The organism is Novosphingobium sp. BL-S-20, from assembly GCF_055521635.1.
On record NZ_CM145494.1, the window covers coordinates 2,472,961 to 2,488,982 of the forward strand.

Annotated in this window: 11 protein-coding genes; 6 read left to right on the forward strand and 5 right to left on the reverse strand. The window is 66.8% G+C overall.

The features are described from left to right. The first annotated feature begins 93 nt into the window (after positions 1-93). The 4 genes from ACZ1II_RS19245 (at position 94) to ACZ1II_RS19260 (ending at position 3,985) form a co-directional block, all read left to right on the forward strand. Positions 94-534 (forward strand): hypothetical protein, encoded by a 441-nt coding sequence (locus tag ACZ1II_RS19245; RefSeq protein ID WP_465145192.1) that lies wholly within the window; start codon positions 94-96, stop codon positions 532-534. 21 nt (positions 535-555) lie between these two features. Beyond that, positions 556-1,311 (forward strand): TorF family putative porin, encoded by a 756-nt coding sequence (locus ACZ1II_RS19250; RefSeq protein WP_465145193.1) that lies wholly within the window; start codon positions 556-558, stop codon positions 1,309-1,311. Positions 1,312-1,402: 91 nt separating this feature from the next. After that, positions 1,403-2,911: a DUF4403 family protein gene (locus tag ACZ1II_RS19255; RefSeq protein WP_465145194.1), complete on the forward strand. Its 1,509-nt coding sequence runs from the start codon at positions 1,403-1,405 to the stop codon at positions 2,909-2,911. A 135-nt stretch (positions 2,912-3,046) separates the two neighbouring features. Further along, positions 3,047-3,985: a quinone oxidoreductase family protein gene (locus ACZ1II_RS19260; protein ID WP_465145195.1), complete on the forward strand. Its 939-nt coding sequence runs from the start codon at positions 3,047-3,049 to the stop codon at positions 3,983-3,985. Between the two features lie 248 nt (positions 3,986-4,233). On the opposite strand, the gene recN is transcribed toward ACZ1II_RS19260, so the two are convergent. Next, positions 4,234-5,895, reverse strand: coding sequence for a DNA repair protein RecN (gene recN / locus ACZ1II_RS19265; protein ID WP_465145196.1), 1,662 nt, complete (start codon positions 5,893-5,895; stop codon positions 4,234-4,236). A gap of 219 nt (positions 5,896-6,114) precedes the next feature. Next, entirely contained in the window at positions 6,115-6,912 is a 798-nt protein-coding gene (locus tag ACZ1II_RS19270; protein ID WP_465145197.1) for an outer membrane protein assembly factor BamD, read from the reverse strand. Between the two features lie 168 nt (positions 6,913-7,080). Between ACZ1II_RS19270 and ACZ1II_RS19275 the strand changes: the two genes are divergently transcribed. Continuing rightward, positions 7,081-8,862 (forward strand): cation:proton antiporter domain-containing protein, encoded by a 1,782-nt coding sequence (locus ACZ1II_RS19275; RefSeq protein WP_465145198.1) that lies wholly within the window; start codon positions 7,081-7,083, stop codon positions 8,860-8,862. Positions 8,863-9,014: 152 nt separating this feature from the next. Here ACZ1II_RS19275 and ACZ1II_RS19280 read toward each other — a convergent pair whose 3' ends face one another. Next, entirely contained in the window at positions 9,015-9,947 is a 933-nt protein-coding gene (locus tag ACZ1II_RS19280) for a glutaminase (protein ID WP_465145199.1), read from the reverse strand. 25 nt (positions 9,948-9,972) lie between these two features. After that, positions 9,973-12,633 carry an alanine--tRNA ligase gene (alaS, locus tag ACZ1II_RS19285; RefSeq protein WP_465145200.1) on the reverse strand — a complete coding sequence of 887 codons (2,661 nt, stop codon included), beginning with the start codon at positions 12,631-12,633 and terminating at the stop codon, positions 9,973-9,975. A gap of 198 nt (positions 12,634-12,831) precedes the next feature. On the opposite strand from alaS, the gene ACZ1II_RS19290 reads away from it, so the two are divergent. Continuing rightward, positions 12,832-14,646, forward strand: a complete 1,815-nt coding sequence (locus ACZ1II_RS19290) for a DUF885 domain-containing protein (protein WP_465145201.1) — start codon at positions 12,832-12,834, stop codon at positions 14,644-14,646. Between the two features lie 214 nt (positions 14,647-14,860). On the opposite strand, the gene recA is transcribed toward ACZ1II_RS19290, so the two are convergent. Continuing rightward, positions 14,861-15,937, reverse strand: a complete 1,077-nt coding sequence (recA, locus tag ACZ1II_RS19295; RefSeq protein WP_465145202.1) for a recombinase RecA — start codon at positions 15,935-15,937, stop codon at positions 14,861-14,863. Positions 15,938-16,022: the final 85 nt, after the last annotated feature.

Here is a 16,022-nt window from a genome sequence, read left to right on the forward strand (position 1 = left end):
GAAACAAACCGGACAAATCCGGCTGCTACCTCTCATGCACAACAATTGAGCAGACGATGCCTTTATTTTAGGCACAACGAGAGGATGTAAGACGTGAGCCTCCTTGCCCTGACCGCCGCAGCAGCCGCCCTCGCCGCACCTACCCCCACTCCGGCACACAGCGTCCAGATCGACCATCGCGGCGCCAGCTATGCGGTGGAATACGTCACCCATGTCGAAGCCAATGCCAAGGCCGTCGGCATGTCAGCCGGAACGCGCCCGAGCACCCGCCGCTGCATCGTGAGCGCCGAAGTCAGCGTCGAGCGCCGCATCCAGCCTGCAAGCGGCGGCCGCGCGATCGCCTCGCGCCTGCCCGGTACCCGCAGCTTCACCCAGAACCACCCCGGCGACTGCCGCAAGGGTAGCGAGGACGGAGCAAAGCTGGTCGCGGCCCGCTCCGACGCCATCGACGCCCATGTCCGCCAGCTCGCCTCGGCCGATCACCACGACACTCTGGCCGCAATCGATGCCGCCCGCGATTTCGCAGTGAACTGAAAACCGGCTACACGCCTGCAAATGAACCGTTTCCTGATTCCGGCGGCCCTCTCGGCCGCCGCCTTCGCCGCGCCCGCAGCCGTCCTTGCGCAGTCCGCCTCCCCCAGCCTATCGGTCGAAGCGACTACGGACTTGCGCGAGCGCGGGCTGAGCTGGTCGGACGGCAACCCGGCCCTTTCGCTCGACGCCACCCTGCCCGTCTCGCAAAGCATCTCGATCGATCTCGGTGCCGCCAGCCTGCGGGATAGCGCCCGGCACGGCGGCGCCGACCTCGGCCTTTCCGTCGCGCCCGAAGTTTCGCTGCTCTCCACCGGCGGCTGGACGCTTTCGGCGGGCGCGACCGGGCATGTCTTCGTCGGCGGCTCGGGCCTGAGTTATGGCGAGCTGAACTCCACCCTCGCCTATGCCATCGGCCCCGCCCAGCTGTCGTTCGGCGCCAGCTACGCCCCCTCGCAGAAGGCGATCGGCGGCAGCGACCTCTATCTGGAAGGCAAGGCGACCGTGGGCATTCCCGGCACCGCGCTGACCCTCTACGGCGGCGGCGGCTACAGCACCGGCTCCGCCCGCGACAGCGCGCTCGCCGCCGAGCGCGTGCGGCGCCTGCGGCCGGACGGCAGCTACTGGGACTATTACCTTGGCGTGGAGCACCAGATGGACCGTCTCGCGCTGGGCCTGCGCTTCACCGGCACCTCGATCGGCGACGACCTCGCACCCGGTCGCTACGTGGACCGCGACACCGGCACGCGCCTCGCCGCCTACTTGCGCTTCACCCCGTAAGCCGAGGCTGGGAACCGGGGCCAGCCTCAGGTATTGTTCCTCGCTCAAGGGGCCATATCCGGGGCATTCACGGCATGAGGACATTCTCAGGATGAGGACTGGGCGCGTTCGAAGTGCGACGGCAGCGGGACTGCTGCTCTGCCTCGCCCTGTCGATAACCGGCTGCAAGCGCCACGCCGTCCACGAACCGCCGCCCCGCTCCAATGACACCATCGCCGTGGAACCGCGCGCCTCGCTGATAACGGTGCCGCTCCACGCCGATGTCAGCGGCCTCGCCGCCGCGCTGGAACAGGAAATCCCACGCAAGCTCTGGTCGATCGACCGGCCCGAGACCACCTGCGTCGCCTCGAAGAAGGTGAAGGTCGCCTTCGTCAAGCTCAAGACCCCGACGCTGAAATGCCGCGTCGTCGGCGAAGTGACGCGCGGCCCCCTGCGCTTCCAAGGCAAGGGCCGCGACATCGTGCTGACCATGCCGCTCCACGCCGTAGTCCGGGCCGAGGACATCGGCGGCGTGCTCAAGCGCGAGACTGCCACTGCCGATGCTCTGGCCCATGCCGCGATCCGCCTGACGCTCGGCTCGGACTGGACCCCGCGCGGCACCGTGGACATCCGCTACGACTGGACGAACACGCCGCATCTCGATTTCCTCGGCCAGCGCATCGATTTCACCGACAAGGCCGACGAGAAGCTGAAACCAGTGATCGCCCGGCTGGAGCGCACCTTGCCCGGCCATCTCGCCCGACTGGAACTGCGCCCGCAGATCGAGAAGGCCTGGGCTTCGGCCTTCACCTCGCTGGAACTCAACGCACAGAACCCGCCGGTCTGGATGCGGGTGACGCCCGAGGAACTCCAGTACGGGGGCTACGAACTTCAGGGCAATCGCCTGCTGCTGCGCCTCGGGTTGAAGGCCGTGACCGAAACCTTCATCGGCGAGCGTCCCGCCGATCCCAAAGTCAAGCCGCTGCCGCCGGTCCGTCCGCTCGAACAGGAAGCGGGCAAGCTCGCCTTCTTCATCCCGGTCGTCGCCGACTATCGCCAGTTGGAGCCGGTGCTGATGCGCGCGCTGCGCAAGCGGGCTGCGCGGCCTTTCGAAGTGCCGCACTTCGGACCGATCATGGCGGATTTCAGGAAAGCGACGATCTACGGCACCACCGGCGGACGCATCGCCGTGGGCGTAACGTTCACCGCCCGCGACAAGGCCGGGCGGGTCAAGCCCGCGCACGGCACGGTCTGGATAACCGCCATGCCGGTGAATGCCGAAAACTCGCGGAAGGTCGACTTCGCGGACTTCCACGTCAGCGGCACGACCGACGCGGTGGGCGGCGACCTGCTGATCGGCTTTGCCAATACGCCGGGTCTCGCGAGCACGCTCGCCAGCGCGCTCGGGCAGAATTTCGAGAACGACTACCAGGACCTGCTCGGCAAGATCGCCCGTGCCATCGACGACAAGCGCGAGGGCGCCTTCCTGATCCGCGCGCAGGTCCGCCGCGCTCAGACCGGCCGCATCCAGGCGAGCGGCCAGGGACTCTACCTGCCGGTCACGGCGGAAGGGACCGCCTCGATCGTCCTGCATCCCAACTTCGAGAAGCATGCTCCGTAACGGGACGCAGCAAGGATGCGACAGGCTTGACGTGCAAACGATTTTATACAGAGTTGTCCAAGGTTTCGAATTTGAACTGACGACGTTGGGAATCGCTTGCAGGCTGTATTTTGCTCCGGATTCGCGGAAGGCTCCATGCTCACGTTCGGTGAAGCACCCGACCCGGAACCGGGTGCGGCCATGGTGCTGATCCGGGTGGAACTGGTCTCGATCGAAGCCGTAGACCTCGTGAAACTGGCACTCTACCGCTCAGGATTAGCCGAAGTGCCCGCTCGCAGCGTCCTCGGTTGCCAGGCCAGCGGCACCGTCGTCGCGATAGGGCGGGACGTCACCCGGTTCCGCCCTGGTGACCGGGTCGTCGCCTATAACGGCTGCGGCAGCCACGCCGAGCTTTTCGCCGCGCCGGAAGCCTCGACATGGCTGCTGCCGGAGGGCCTGGACTCCGGTACCGGCGCGGCGGCCCCCTATACGCTGGCGGCGGCACACGGGACGCTGTTCACGCGCGGCCGACTGCGTGCCGGGGAAACCGTGCTCATCAACCATGCCAGCAGCAGCCTGGGCATCGCCGCCGCGCAACTCGCGGCGCAGGCCGGTGCCACCGTCATCGGCGTGACACGCGATTCGGGGCGACACCCTCGACTGGCCCGGCTCGGGCTGCATCACCTCTTCTCGCGCGCCAGCGACGACGTGATGGCCGGCTGCCTCGAACTGACCGGGGGCCGGGGCGTGGATATCGTGTTCGACGTCAGCGCCGGAGAGCGCTTCGCCGAACTGGTCCGGCTGGTGAAACCCGGCGGTTGCTATGCGTCGATCTCGGTAGCGGGCGAGATATCGCCGCCCGTCTATGGGCGGGAGGGCGCGAATGCCCCGCGCATCACCCGCTTCACCATCGGCCCCGCCGCACCGATGCACGACCGCGGCACCCACGCCGAAGTCGCGCGCCTGCTCGATCTGGTCGGGCACGGCGCGATCCAGCTTCCCATCGAGCACGAATTCGCGCTTTGCGAGGCTGCCGAGGCTTATGAGTTCATTCTCGGCGGGTTGCCGTTCGGCCATGTGGTGATGCGGCCTTGAGCGGGGTGTGCAAGCCTTGTTTGCACTCAGGAACAAGAACAAGCGGGGTCCCCGCCTTCGCGGGGACGACGGGGGTGGATGGTGTAGTTTGTTCGCTTGATCGGACCAGCGCTGCTTTCGCATTTACGCGGCCACCTATCCGATAGCGCAACCTCTCGCCGGAAGACAAAGTAGGAGCGCACTCCGGATAGGTGGCACGCAAGGTCGCCATTCTGAGGGTCCGGGGGATCATCCCCCGGAATCTTCTCTTAAACTTCCAACAACCGATCCGCCTGCGCCCGAGCCTCAGCCGTAACCTCGGCCCCGGAGAGCATCCGCGCGATCTCTTCCTTACGCTCGCCGTCATCAAGCAGCGCCACGGAAGTGCGCGTGACGGTGCCTTCGCTCGACTTGGCAATCATGTAGTGCCGCCGCCCGCGCGCCGCGACTTGCGGGCTGTGGGTGACGGCGAGCAGCTGCCCATCCGAAGCGAGCCGCGCCAGGCGTTCACCGATGGCGCTGGCCACCGCGCCGCCGACGCCGCGGTCGATCTCGTCGAAAATCACGGTCGCCGCGCCGCCTTCTTCCGCCAGCGCCACCTTGAGCGCGAGGATGAAGCGCGAGAGTTCGCCGCCCGAGGCGATCTTGGCCAGGGGGGCGAAGTCGGCGCCGGGGTTGGTGCTGATGAGGAATTCGACCGCATCCATGCCCTGCGCGTTCCAGCGCTCCTCAGGCAGGCGGATCACCGACGTCTGGAACCGCGCGGCATCGAGCTTGAGCGGCGCGAGTTCGGCGGCGACCGCCTTGTCGAGCCGCTTGGCGGCAGAGCGGCGGATATCGTGCAGCGCCTCGGCCTGCTCGCGGTAGGCGAGCGCGGCCTTCTGGGCAGTGCGTTCGAGGCCGGCGACGTGTTCCTCGCCGCCTTCGATGGCATCGAGCGCGCTGCGCATCTCGCGCATCTTTTCGGGCAGGTCATCGACCTGGCAGCCCTGCTTGCGGGCCGCGGCGCGCAGGTCGAACAGGCGGGTCTCGATGCGGTCGAGTTCGTCGGGATCGAAGGCCAGCGCCTCGGCGGCACGGTCGAGCCGGTCTTCCGCCTCGCTCGCCTCGATCACGGCGCGGTCGAGCGCTTCGAGCGCCTCGGCCAGCAGCGGGTGCTCCCCGGCGATGCGGTCGAGACGGCGCGAGGCGCCGCGCAAGGTGGCCAGTGCCGAATCGGAGCCGGTCCAGAGGTGCTGGAGCGCGACGAGATCGTCCGAGAGCTTCTCGCCCTTCTGCATACCGGCGCGGGCCTGGGCGAGTTCCTCTTCCTCGCCTTCCAGCGGGGCCAGGGCATCGAGTTCGGCGAGATGCGCCAGCAGCAGGTCCTGGTCCTCGGCCGCCTTGGCGACTTGCGCGCGGGCAGTATCAAGCGCGGTCTGCGCCGTGCGCCAGGCCTTCCATGCCGCTTCCACGCCCGCGACATCGCCCCCGGCGAAACGGTCGAGCAGGGCGCGGTGGCCCTTGGAATTGACGAGGCCGCGGTCGTCGTGCTGGCCGTGGATCTCGACGAGCGCGGGGGCGATCTCGCGTAGCAGGGCGACGCCGACCGGCTGGTCGTTGAGGAACGCGCGGCTGCCGCCGTCGGCCTTGAGCTGGCGCTTGAGGATCAGCGGCTCGCCCGGCTCGATCTCCAGCTCGGCATCGTCGAGCACGGCGCGGAGCGTGGCCGGAAGCTGCGGGAACTCGAAGCTGGCGGTGACGGTGGCGCGGGCTTCTCCGGCGCGGACGAGGCCGCTGTCGGCGCGGTTGCCGATGACGAGGCCCAAGGCGTCGAGCAGGATCGACTTGCCCGCGCCGGTCTCACCGGTGAGAACGCCCAACCCTCTTGCAAAATCGAGGTCGAGCGCTTCGATCAGCACGATATTGCGGATGGAGAGGCGGTTCAGCATGTTCGCGTTCCGTTCTAGCGAAAGAATATCCGCGCGTCACGCCTGTTTGAAAATTCGCGGCACGCGAATTTTGGCGGCACCGGCCCCAATCTCCTTCAGGCGCCCCCACCCGACCTCCCCATAGGGTACTATCGTTGGGAGGTCGGGTGGGGGCGCCCGAGATCAAATGGGGCCGGTGCCGCCAAGAAAATGCCCGTATGGGCATTTTCCAAACAACCCTCAGGCCGTGACGTTCTTCGGCGCGTACTTGCCCATCAGCTTGTAGGCGCGGTCGTACCACTTGCTGTTGGGATAGTTGTGCTCCAGCACGGCGGCGGCCTTCTGCGCCTCGTCGGGAACGCCGAGTGCGAGGTAGCCTTCGACGAGGCGGAACAGCGCTTCGGGGGCGTGGCTGGTGGTCTGGAAATTGTCCACCACGTTGCGGAAGCGCAGCGTGGCGGCCAGCCACTTGCCGCTGGCTTCATAGCCGCGACCGATGGTCATTTCCTTGCCCGCGAGGTGATCGTTCACGAGGTCGATCTTGAGCTTGGCATCCGAGGCATAAGCCGTGCCCGGATAGCGGCGCATCACGTCGGTAAGCGCCTGCTTGGCCTGCTCGGTGGTCTTCTGGTCGCGAGTGACGTCGCTGATCTGCTCGTAGTAGCAGATGGCGATCAGGTAGTAGGCGTAAGGCGCGTCCTTGTTGCCCGGATGGATCGACAGGAAGCGCTGCGCCGACTGGATCGACTTGGTGTAGTCACGCGCGGCATAGTAGCTGAAGGCGCTCATCAGCTGGGCGCGGCGGGCCCAGGGCGAATAGGGATGCTGGCGCTCGACTTCGTCGAACAGCGCGGCGGCCTGGCGGGTGCGTCCCAGGTTCAGGCGCTGCTGGGCAGCGGCATAGAGCGTGTCCACGTCGCGCGCGACATAGGCGGTATCCTTGTTGCCGCCTCCACGCCCGGCACATCCGGCAGTCAATACGAGCGCCCCGGTAGCGGCGGCGGCGAGGGCGATCTTGAAGCGCGAGCGTTCGAACATGGGGCCGGTCTATAGCCAGCGGTTTGCTGAACGCCAAGTGAAGTTGCGAGTGGATACACTTTAGCGTGGACAGCAAGAGCGCGCGCTCCTCTGCAAACGCAGAAATACCCGTGAACAGGGCCGCTTTGCCATTGTCTGTCGCGTCGCGGCTGCCATAGTCGAAAGACAATGGCAGGCAGCAACGCACTCTCTTCTCCGGTCCTCTCCGACGCGCTCGTGATCCTCGGCGCGGCGGGCATCGTGATTCCCGTGTTCAACCGATTCCGCATCACTCCGGTGATCGGCTTCATCCTCGTCGGCCTGCTGGTCGGCCCGTTCGGCCTCGGCAGACTGGTGTTCGACACCCCGTGGCTGTCCTGGGTGACGATCACCGACCCCGACGGGCTGGAGATATTCGCCGAATTCGGCATCATCCTGCTGCTGTTTTCGATCGGCCTCGAACTCTCGTTCGGGCGATTGTGGGCGATGCGCAGATTCGTGTTCGGACTGGGATCGCTGGAACTGATCCTGACCGGCAGCGCCCTCACCTTCTTCTTCGCGGCGATCGGACAGGGCTTTTCCGGCGCCATGGCGCTCGGCCTCGCGCTCGCGCTGTCCTCGACCGCGCTGGTCCTGAAGATGACCGACACGACCACCCCGGTCGGCCGGGCCGCGCTGGCGATGCTGCTGTTCGAGGATATCGCGCTGGTGCCGATCATCTTCCTGCTCGGCGCGCTCGCCCCCCATGCCAAGGGCGCGGGTGTGGACGGACTGATCCATACGCTGGTCTGGGGCACCTTGGTCGTCACCGCGCTGCTGGTGCTGGGCCGCTACCTGCTGCCGCCGCTCTTCGCCCAGGCCGCGCGCACCAAGAGCCCGGAACTGTTCCTCGCCGCCAGCCTGCTGGTGGTGATCCTCGCCTCGCTGGCGACCGGCGCCACCGGCCTCTCGCCGATCGTCGGCGCGCTCGTCGCGGGCCTGCTGATCGCCGAGACCGAATACCACACCGAAGTCGAGCAGATCATCGAGCCGTTCAAGGGCCTCGCCCTCGGGGTGTTCCTGATCACCATCGGCATGAGCATTGACCTGCGCGTCGTGTGGGAGAACCTCGCCTCGATCCTGATCGCGACGGTCGGCGTGGTGCTGCTGAAGTCCACCGTCACCGGCCTGCTGCTGCGCATGATGGGCGCCCGGCGCGGCACCGCGACCGAGACCGGCATCCTCATGTCCAGCCCTTCGGAGACCACGCTGATCGTGCTGAGCGCCGCCGGCGCCGCGCAGCTGATCCAGCCCGGCACGGCGATGTTCTGGCAGATCGTCACCGCCCTTGGCCTGACGGTCACGCCGCTGCTGTCGATGATCGGCAAAGTCCTCGCCCGGCAGGTGGACAGCGTGGAGGCGCCGCACCAGCCCGCCGAGGCGCCGGACAAGCCGCGCGTGCTGATCGTCGGCTTCGGCCGCGTCGGGCGGCTGGTTGCCGACATGCTGGCGCGCCACGGCCGCCCCTATCTCGCGGTGGACAGCAACACCGACCTCGTCACCGAGGGACGGCGCCACGGCTACACGGTGGCCTTCGGTGATGCCGGACGCGGCGATGCGATGCTGCGCTTCGGCGCGGCGAGCGCGGCGGCGGTGATCCTGACGATGGACGAGCCGGTCACCGCCCAGCGCATCGTCCGCAAGCTGCGCGCCGACTTCCCCGACCTGCCGATCATCGCCCGCGCCCGCGACGCCGAGCACGCCGCCGTGCTCTACCGCGCCGGGGCCACGCATTCGGTGCCGGAGACGCTGGAAAGCTCGCTCCAGCTCTCCGAAGCGGCGCTGGTCGAAATCGGCGTGGCGATGGGTCCGGTGATCGCCTCGATTCACGAAAAGCGTGACGAATTCCGCGAGCAGATCATGCAGCAGGGCGGCCTCTCGCAGAAACCCGCGCTCAAGTCGGGGCAATTGCGCCAGCCCGAGAAGGTCTAGGACAGAGCCTTCCCAATGCTTGGCGTCCCCCTCCCCGCTCATCCTGAGCTTGTCGAAGGATGGGAGGCATAGCGCCACGCCGCAGGGGGCTTCGACAAGCTCAGCCTGAGCGGAGTTGAGAGCAGTATTGTGAGCGCTGTTGAAAGACGAAGTTAAATCGCGCGCGGCTCGAACACCGACCATCCGGTGCGCTGGACGAGCCGCTCCAGCGCCATCTGGCCGAGCTGCGAATTACCGCTTTCGTTGAGACCGGGCGACCAGACCGCCACGCTGGCGATCCCCGGCGCCACCGCGAGGATGCCGCCGCCCACGCCCGACTTTCCGGGCAGGCCGATGCGATAGGCGAAGTCGCCGGAATTGTCGTAGTGACCACAGGACATCATCAGCGCATTGATGCGCCGCGCGCGCTTCTCGCTGATGACGCGGTGGCCGTCGGAACGCCCGCCGTCCATCAGGTAGCGCCCCGCGAGCGCCAGTTGACGGCAGCTCATGGCGAGCGCGCAGAAGTGGAAATAAGTGCCCAGCACCAGTTCGACATCGCCGTGGACGGTGCCGAAAGCACGCATGTAATTGGCCAGCGCGCGGTTGCGGAAACCCGTCTCGCGTTCGGCGGCGGCGACCGTCTCGTCGATGGCGATGCTGTCGTCGCCCGCCAGTTCGCGCACGAAGCGCAGCATCTGCCCGATCGCCTCGCGCGGTTGCAGGCGGCCGAGTAGCACGTCAGTGACGACGATGGCCCCGGCATTGATGAAGGGGTTGCGGGGAATGCCGTGCTCGGTCTCCAGTTGGACGATCGAGTTGAATGCGCTTCCCGAAGGCTCGCGCCCCACCCGCTCCCAGAGCTGGTCGCCCACCGCGCCGAGTGCCAAGGTCAGCGCGAAGACCTTGGAGATCGACTGGATCGAGAAAGCCTCGTCCGCATCACCCGCGACATGAACCTCACCGTCCGCCATGACCACCGCCATGCCGAACTTGTCGAGCGGCACGGCGGCGAGCGGCGGGATATAGTCGGCAACCGTCCCCCGGCTGCCGACTTCGCGCATTTCCTCGGCAATGGCCGTGACGATCTCGGCGATAGAGAACATCGGCGAGGCCCCGGCCCGTCCGGGATCAGCCTGCGAGCACTGCCTTGACCGCAGCGATGGCATCCGCCGCCTTGTCGCCGTCGGGACCGCCGCCCTGCGCCATGTCGGCGCGGCCGCCGCCGCCCTTGCCGCCCAGCGTCTCGACGCCCTTGCGGACGAGATCGACGGCGCTGATCGTGCCGGTGAGGTCTTCGGTAACGGCGGCGGCGATGCTCGCCTTGCCCTCGTTCACGGCGACGATCGCGGCGACGCCCGAACCCATGCGCTGCTTGGCCTGATCGAGCAGCCCGCGCAGTTCCTTGGGATCGAGGCCGTCGAGGACCTGGCCCGAGAACTTGACGCCGTTCACTTCCTCATCGGCCGCTTCGGCCTTGCCCGAGCCGCCGCCAAGGGCCAGCGCCTTCTTGGCTTCGGCCAGTTCGCGTTCCAGCTTGCGGCGCTCGTCGAGCAGCGCGGTGACGCGGGCCTCGACATCTTCCGGCGTCGTGCGCAGCGCGCTGGCGGCGCCCTTCAACGCTTCCTCGCGGGCCACCAGCCACTGGCGCGCGCCTTCGCCGGTCAGCGCCTCGATGCGGCGCACGCCCGAGGAGACCGCAGATTCCGAAACGATGCGGAACACGCCGATGTCGCCGGTGGCGCGCACGTGGGTGCCGCCGCACAGCTCGACCGAGTAGTTGCGCTCGCCCGCTTCGGTCTTGGCGCTGCGGCCCATCGAGAGCACGCGCACTTCATCGCCGTACTTCTCGCCGAACAGCGCCATCGCGCCTGCTTCGATGGCGTCGTCGGGCGTCATCAGGCGGGTGAGCACCGGATCGTTGGCGCGGATTTCCGCGTTCACTTCGGCTTCGATCGCCGCGATGTCCTCGGCTTCGAGCGCCTTGGGGTGCGAGAAGTCGAAACGCAGGCGCTCGGCGGCGACCAGCGAGCCCTTCTGGGTGACGTGATCGCCCAGGCGGCCACGCAGCGCGGCATGGAGCAAGTGCGTGGCCGAGTGGTTGGCGCGCACCGCATCGCGGCGCTCGGCATCGACCTTGAGGTTGACGGCATCGCCCACCTTGATCGTGCCCGCCTCTACCGTGCCGCTCATGGCATGGAGACGGCCAAGCGGCTTGGCGGTGTCGATCACGACGATCTTCAACCCGTTCGCGCCAAGGATCGTGCCGCGATCGCCTTCCTGGCCGCCCGATTCGCCGTAGAACGGCGTCTGGTTGGTCAGCACCACGACCGCTTCGCCTGCGGTGGCCGACTGGACTTCCTTGCCGTCCTTGACCAGCGCCACGACCTGGCCTTCGCCGGTGGTCGAGGCATAGCCGGTGAACTCGCTGGCGCCTTCGCGCTCGGCGATGTCGAACCAGACTTCGCTATCGGCGGCCTGACCAGAGCCCTTCCACGCGGCGCGGGCGGCAGCCTTCTGCTGCGCCATGGCGGCATCGAAACCGGCGCGGTCAACGGCGATGCCGCGCGAACGCAGCGCGTCTTCGGTGAGGTCGTAAGGGAAACCGTAAGTGTCGTAGAGCTTGAACGCGGTCTCGCCGGGGAGTTCGCCGCCCTCACCCATCTCGCCGGTCGCTTCGTCAAGCAGCTTGAGGCCGTTGGCGAGGGTCCGGCGGAACTGCACTTCCTCGCGCTCCAGGGTTTCCTCGATCAGCGGCTGAGCGCGGCCGAGTTCCGGATAGGCCTGGCCCATTTCGGCCACGAGCGCGGGCACCAGACGGTGCATCAGCGGATCGCGCGCGCCGAGCAGGTGGGCGTGGCGCATGGCGCGGCGCATGATGCGGCGCAGCACGTAGCCGCGGCCCTCGTTCGAGGGCAGCACGCCGTCGGCCAGGAGGAAGCTGGTCGAGCGCAAGTGGTCGGCAATGACGCGGTGGCTGGCGCGCTGCTCACCCTGCGCGGCAACGCCGGTCAGGCTTTCCGACGCGGCGATCAGCGCCTTGAAAGTGTCGATGTCGTAGTTGTCGTGCACGCCCTGCATGACCGCCGAGATGCGCTCGAGGCCCATGCCGGTGTCGATCGAGGGCTTCGGCAGGTTACCGACGATTTCGCCCGCCGACTGCTCGAACTGCATGAACACGAGGTTCCAGATCTCGATGAAGCGGTCGCCGTCTTCCTCGGGCGATCCCGGAGGGCCGCCCCAGATGTGGTCGCCATGGTCGAAGAAGATTTCCGAGCACGGTCCGCACGGGCCTTCGTCGCCCATCGCCCAGAAGTTGTCCTTGGTGGGAATGCGGATGATCTTCGATTCCGGCAGCCCCGCCACCTTCTTCCAGAGATCGAAGGCTTCGTCGTCGGTGTGGTAGACGGTGACGAGCAGCTTCTCGACCGGAAGGCCCCATTCCTTGGTCAGCAGGGTCCAGGCGTGGGTGATCGCCTGTTCCTTGAAATAGTCGCCGAACGAGAAATTGCCGAGCATTTCGAAGAACGTGTGGTGGCGCGCGGTATAGCCGACGTTGTCGAGATCGTTGTGCTTGCCGCCGGCGCGGACGCACTTCTGCGAGGATGTGGCGCGCGGCGCGAAGGGCGTTTCAAGACCCGTGAACACGTTCTTGAACGGCACCATGCCGGCATTCACGAACATCAGCGTCGGGTCGTTGTAAGGAACGAGCGGCGCGGACTGAACGGCCTCGTGACCATTGCTGGCGAAATAGTCGAGGAAGGACCGGCGGATTTCGTTGGTCGTGTGCATGAACGCGCCGATAATGCAGCCGCGCAGGCTCGGCAAGCGGGTTGCAGCAGTCAGACTGTTCGGGAATTGCGATATCTCGTCCGGAGTGGCGCTAACGCCACCCTGTCGGAGCGGGATTGAATTTATCTTGCGAGGGCGACTAGGTTGCGAGCCTAAGGGTCGCACAACGGACCGGAACAGGTTTTAAGGGGAAATTTCATGGATCGCCGCTCTTTCCTGGGGCAGGCCAGCGTAGCCGCGCTGGCCGCCGGGCTTCCGTCCGCCGTCTTCGCAGCCGCCTCGGCAAGTCCCGCCGACCGGAAACTGCGCACGCTGCTGGACACGATCTTTAACGATCGCCTGACCGAAAGCCCGGAAGGGGCGACGCGGCTCGGCCTCGATACCGGCAAGAACGCCGCGCTGAAATCGCAGCTTTCGGGGCGCGGCGCCGCCGATGTGGCGAAGGACCTCGCCCGCTCGCGCAAGGAGCTGGCCTCGATCAAGGCGATCGGTCGCGCCGGGCTGGGTGAGGATGCCGCGCTCGACTACGATGTCGTCACCTACCAGCTCGAACATTCGATCGCCGGGCAGGAAACCTTCACTTACGGCTCCAGCGGCGGCCGCTTCGCGCCTTACCTGATCAGCCAGCTGACCGGCGCCTATCAGGACGTGCCGGACTTCCTCGACACCCAGCACCGGGTGAACGAGGCCGCCGACGCCGATGCCTATCTGGCGCGCCTCGGCGCTTTCGCCACGGTTCTCGATCAGGAAACCGAGCGCCAGCGCGCCGATGCCGCGCGCGGGGTCTTCGCACCGGACTATGTCCTCGACACCACGCTGAAGCAGTTCGCCGCGCTGCGCGACAAACCTGCGGCGGAGACCGGCCTCGTCACCGGGTTCGCCGCCAAGCTGGCCAAGGCGGGCCTGCCTGCGGACCGTGCAAACGAGGCGGCCAAATTGGTGGCCGAGAAGGTATTCCCGGCGCTCGACCGCCAGCGCACGCTCGTCACCGAGCTGCGCGGCAAGGCCACGCATGAAGCGGGCGTATGGCGCCTGCCGGACGGCGATGCCTATTACGCTTCGGCCGCCGAAGCGGCGACGACGGTGCGCCTCAGCGGCGACGAAATCCACCGCATGGGTCTCGATCAGGTGGCCGAAATCGGCGCGCGGATCGACGGCATTCTCAAGACGCAGGGCATGAGTCAGGGCACCGTGGGCGAGCGTCTCGTCGCGCTCAACGAGCGGCCGGACCAGCTCTTCCCCAACACCGACGAGGGCCGCGCGGCCCTGCTGGGCGAACTCAACGCGCAGATCGTCAAGATGCAGGCCCGCCTGCCCGAGCAGTTCGCCACCCTGCCCAAGGCGCCGGTGGAAGTGCGCCGCGTGCCGCCCGCGATCCAGGCCGGTGCGCCGGGCGGCTATTACCAGAATGCCTCGCTCGACGGTTCGCGACCCGCGATCTACTACATCAATCTGCGCGATACTTTCGACCGGCCGAAGTTCGGGCTTGCCACGCTGACGCATCATGAGGCGGTGCCGGGGCATCACCTTCAGGTCATGCTGGCGCTCGAATCGCAGGACATTCCGATGATCCGCCGCCGCGGCGGCTTCAGCGGCTACAGCGAAGGCTGGGCGCTCTATTCGGAGCAGCTGGCCGACGAGATGGGGATGTACGAAGGCGATCCGCTGGGTCAGGTCGGTTACCTGCAATCGCTGCTGTTCCGTGCGACGCGCCTCGTCGTCGATTCGGGCATGCATGCCAAGCGCTGGAGCCGCGAGAAGGCGACCGACTACCTGATCGCCACCACCGGCATCGCCCGCGGGCGCAGCCAGGGCGAGATCGATCGCTACACCGTCTGGCCGGGTCAGGCTTGCAGCTACAAGATCGGCCATACCATGTGGGTAAAACTGCGCGACGAGGCCCGCACTAAGGCCGGGGCGAAGTGGGACCCCAAGGCGTTCCACTCGGTGCTGCTGAAGGGCGCCCTGCCACTCGCCGTACTGGAGAAGCTGGTGCATTCGCGTTACGGCTGAGGCTGAAGCCCCGCTTTCCTGCTGGAAAGGAAGCGGGGCCCCCGCCTTCGCGGGGGCGACGGGGTGAGGCCATGCGGCACTCCGCATCCCATCCGCTGTACCACTTCGCCATTGCGAGCTTAGCGAAGCAATGACGAGATCACCTGAAACCCCATAAACAAAAACCCCGGCACCAGGGCCGGGGTTTTCTTCGTTCTGCGGGTACGCGCAGGACTTATTCGATATCGTCTTCCGCCGAAGGGCCGACCATCATTTCCTCGGCCAGACCGGCGGTCTGGGCGCGGATCGCCTTTTCGAGGCGGTCGCAGATTTCCGGGTTGGTCTTCAGATAGGTCTTGGCGTTTTCGCGGCCCTGACCGATGCGGATCGAATCGTAGCTGAACCAGGCGCCCGACTTCTCGACGATGCCCGCCTTGACGCCGAGGTCGAGGATTTCGCCGATCTTGGAAATGCCCTCGCCGTACATGATGTCGAATTCGACCTGCTTGAACGGCGGCGCGACCTTGTTCTTCACGACCTTCACGCGGGTGGCGTTGCCGACGATATCGTCGCGGTCCTTGATCTGGCCGGTGCGGCGGATGTCGAGGCGGACCGAGGCGTAGAACTTGAGCGCATTGCCGCCCGTGGTCGTCTCGGGGTTGCCGTACATCACGCCGATCTTCATGCGCAGCTGGTTGATGAAGATCACCATGCAGCGCGAGCGGCTGATCGAGCCGGTCAGCTTGCGCAGCGACTGGCTCATCAGGCGGGCCTGCAAACCGACGTGGCTGTCGCCCATCTCGCCCTCGATTTCGGCGCGGGGGACCAGTGCGGCCACCGAGTCGACCACCAGCACGTCGATCGCGTTCGAGCGAACCAGCGTGTCAGTGATCTCCAGCGCCTGTTCGCCGGTGTCGGGCTGCGAGACGATCAATTCGTCGATGTTGACGCCCAGCTTCTTGGCATAGACCGGATCGAGCGCGTGTTCGGCGTCGATGAAGGCGGCGGTGCCGCCCGACTTCTGGGCTTCGGCGATGACGTGGAGGGCGAGCGTGGTCTTGCCCGAGCTTTCCGGCCCGTAGACTTCGATCACGCGGCCGCGCGGCAGGCCACCGACCCCCAGCGCGATGTCGAGCCCGAGCGAGCCGGTGGAGATCGCCTCGACCTGCATCGCTTCCTTCGAACCCAGCTTCATCGCGGAGCCCTTGCCGAACGCCTTGTCGATCTGCGCAAGCGCGGCTTCGAGCGCCTTCTGACGGTCCATGTTGTCCTTTTCCTTGCCTTCCTGGATCAGCTTGAGCTGAGCAGCCATGTCACTTCCCCTTGCTACCGGCCTGACCGGAAAGGTCAACGTCGTGGGAAGCTATGTATCCACTTTGTTCTCATGGAACAAGAGG

Bases quoted from the DNA above. Each gene is read 5' to 3' on its own strand.
- ACZ1II_RS19250 (WP_465145193.1), top strand. From the start codon at position 556: ATGAACCGTTTCCTGATTCCGGCGGCCCTCTCGGCCGCCGCCTTCGCC.
- ACZ1II_RS19255 (WP_465145194.1), top strand. From the start codon at position 1,403: ATGAGGACTGGGCGCGTTCGAAGTGCGACGGCAGCGGGACTGCTGCTC.
- ACZ1II_RS19260 (WP_465145195.1), top strand. From the start codon at position 3,047: ATGCTCACGTTCGGTGAAGCACCCGACCCGGAACCGGGTGCGGCCATG.
- recN (WP_465145196.1), bottom strand. From the start codon at position 5,895: ATGCTGAACCGCCTCTCCATCCGCAATATCGTGCTGATCGAAGCGCTC.
- ACZ1II_RS19270 (WP_465145197.1), bottom strand. From the start codon at position 6,912: ATGTTCGAACGCTCGCGCTTCAAGATCGCCCTCGCCGCCGCCGCTACC.
- ACZ1II_RS19275 (WP_465145198.1), top strand. From the start codon at position 7,081: ATGGCAGGCAGCAACGCACTCTCTTCTCCGGTCCTCTCCGACGCGCTC.
- ACZ1II_RS19280 (WP_465145199.1), bottom strand. From the start codon at position 9,947: ATGTTCTCTATCGCCGAGATCGTCACGGCCATTGCCGAGGAAATGCGC.
- alaS (WP_465145200.1), bottom strand. From the start codon at position 12,633: ATGCACACGACCAACGAAATCCGCCGGTCCTTCCTCGACTATTTCGCC.
- ACZ1II_RS19290 (WP_465145201.1), top strand. From the start codon at position 12,832: ATGGATCGCCGCTCTTTCCTGGGGCAGGCCAGCGTAGCCGCGCTGGCC.
- recA (WP_465145202.1), bottom strand. From the start codon at position 15,937: ATGGCTGCTCAGCTCAAGCTGATCCAGGAAGGCAAGGAAAAGGACAAC.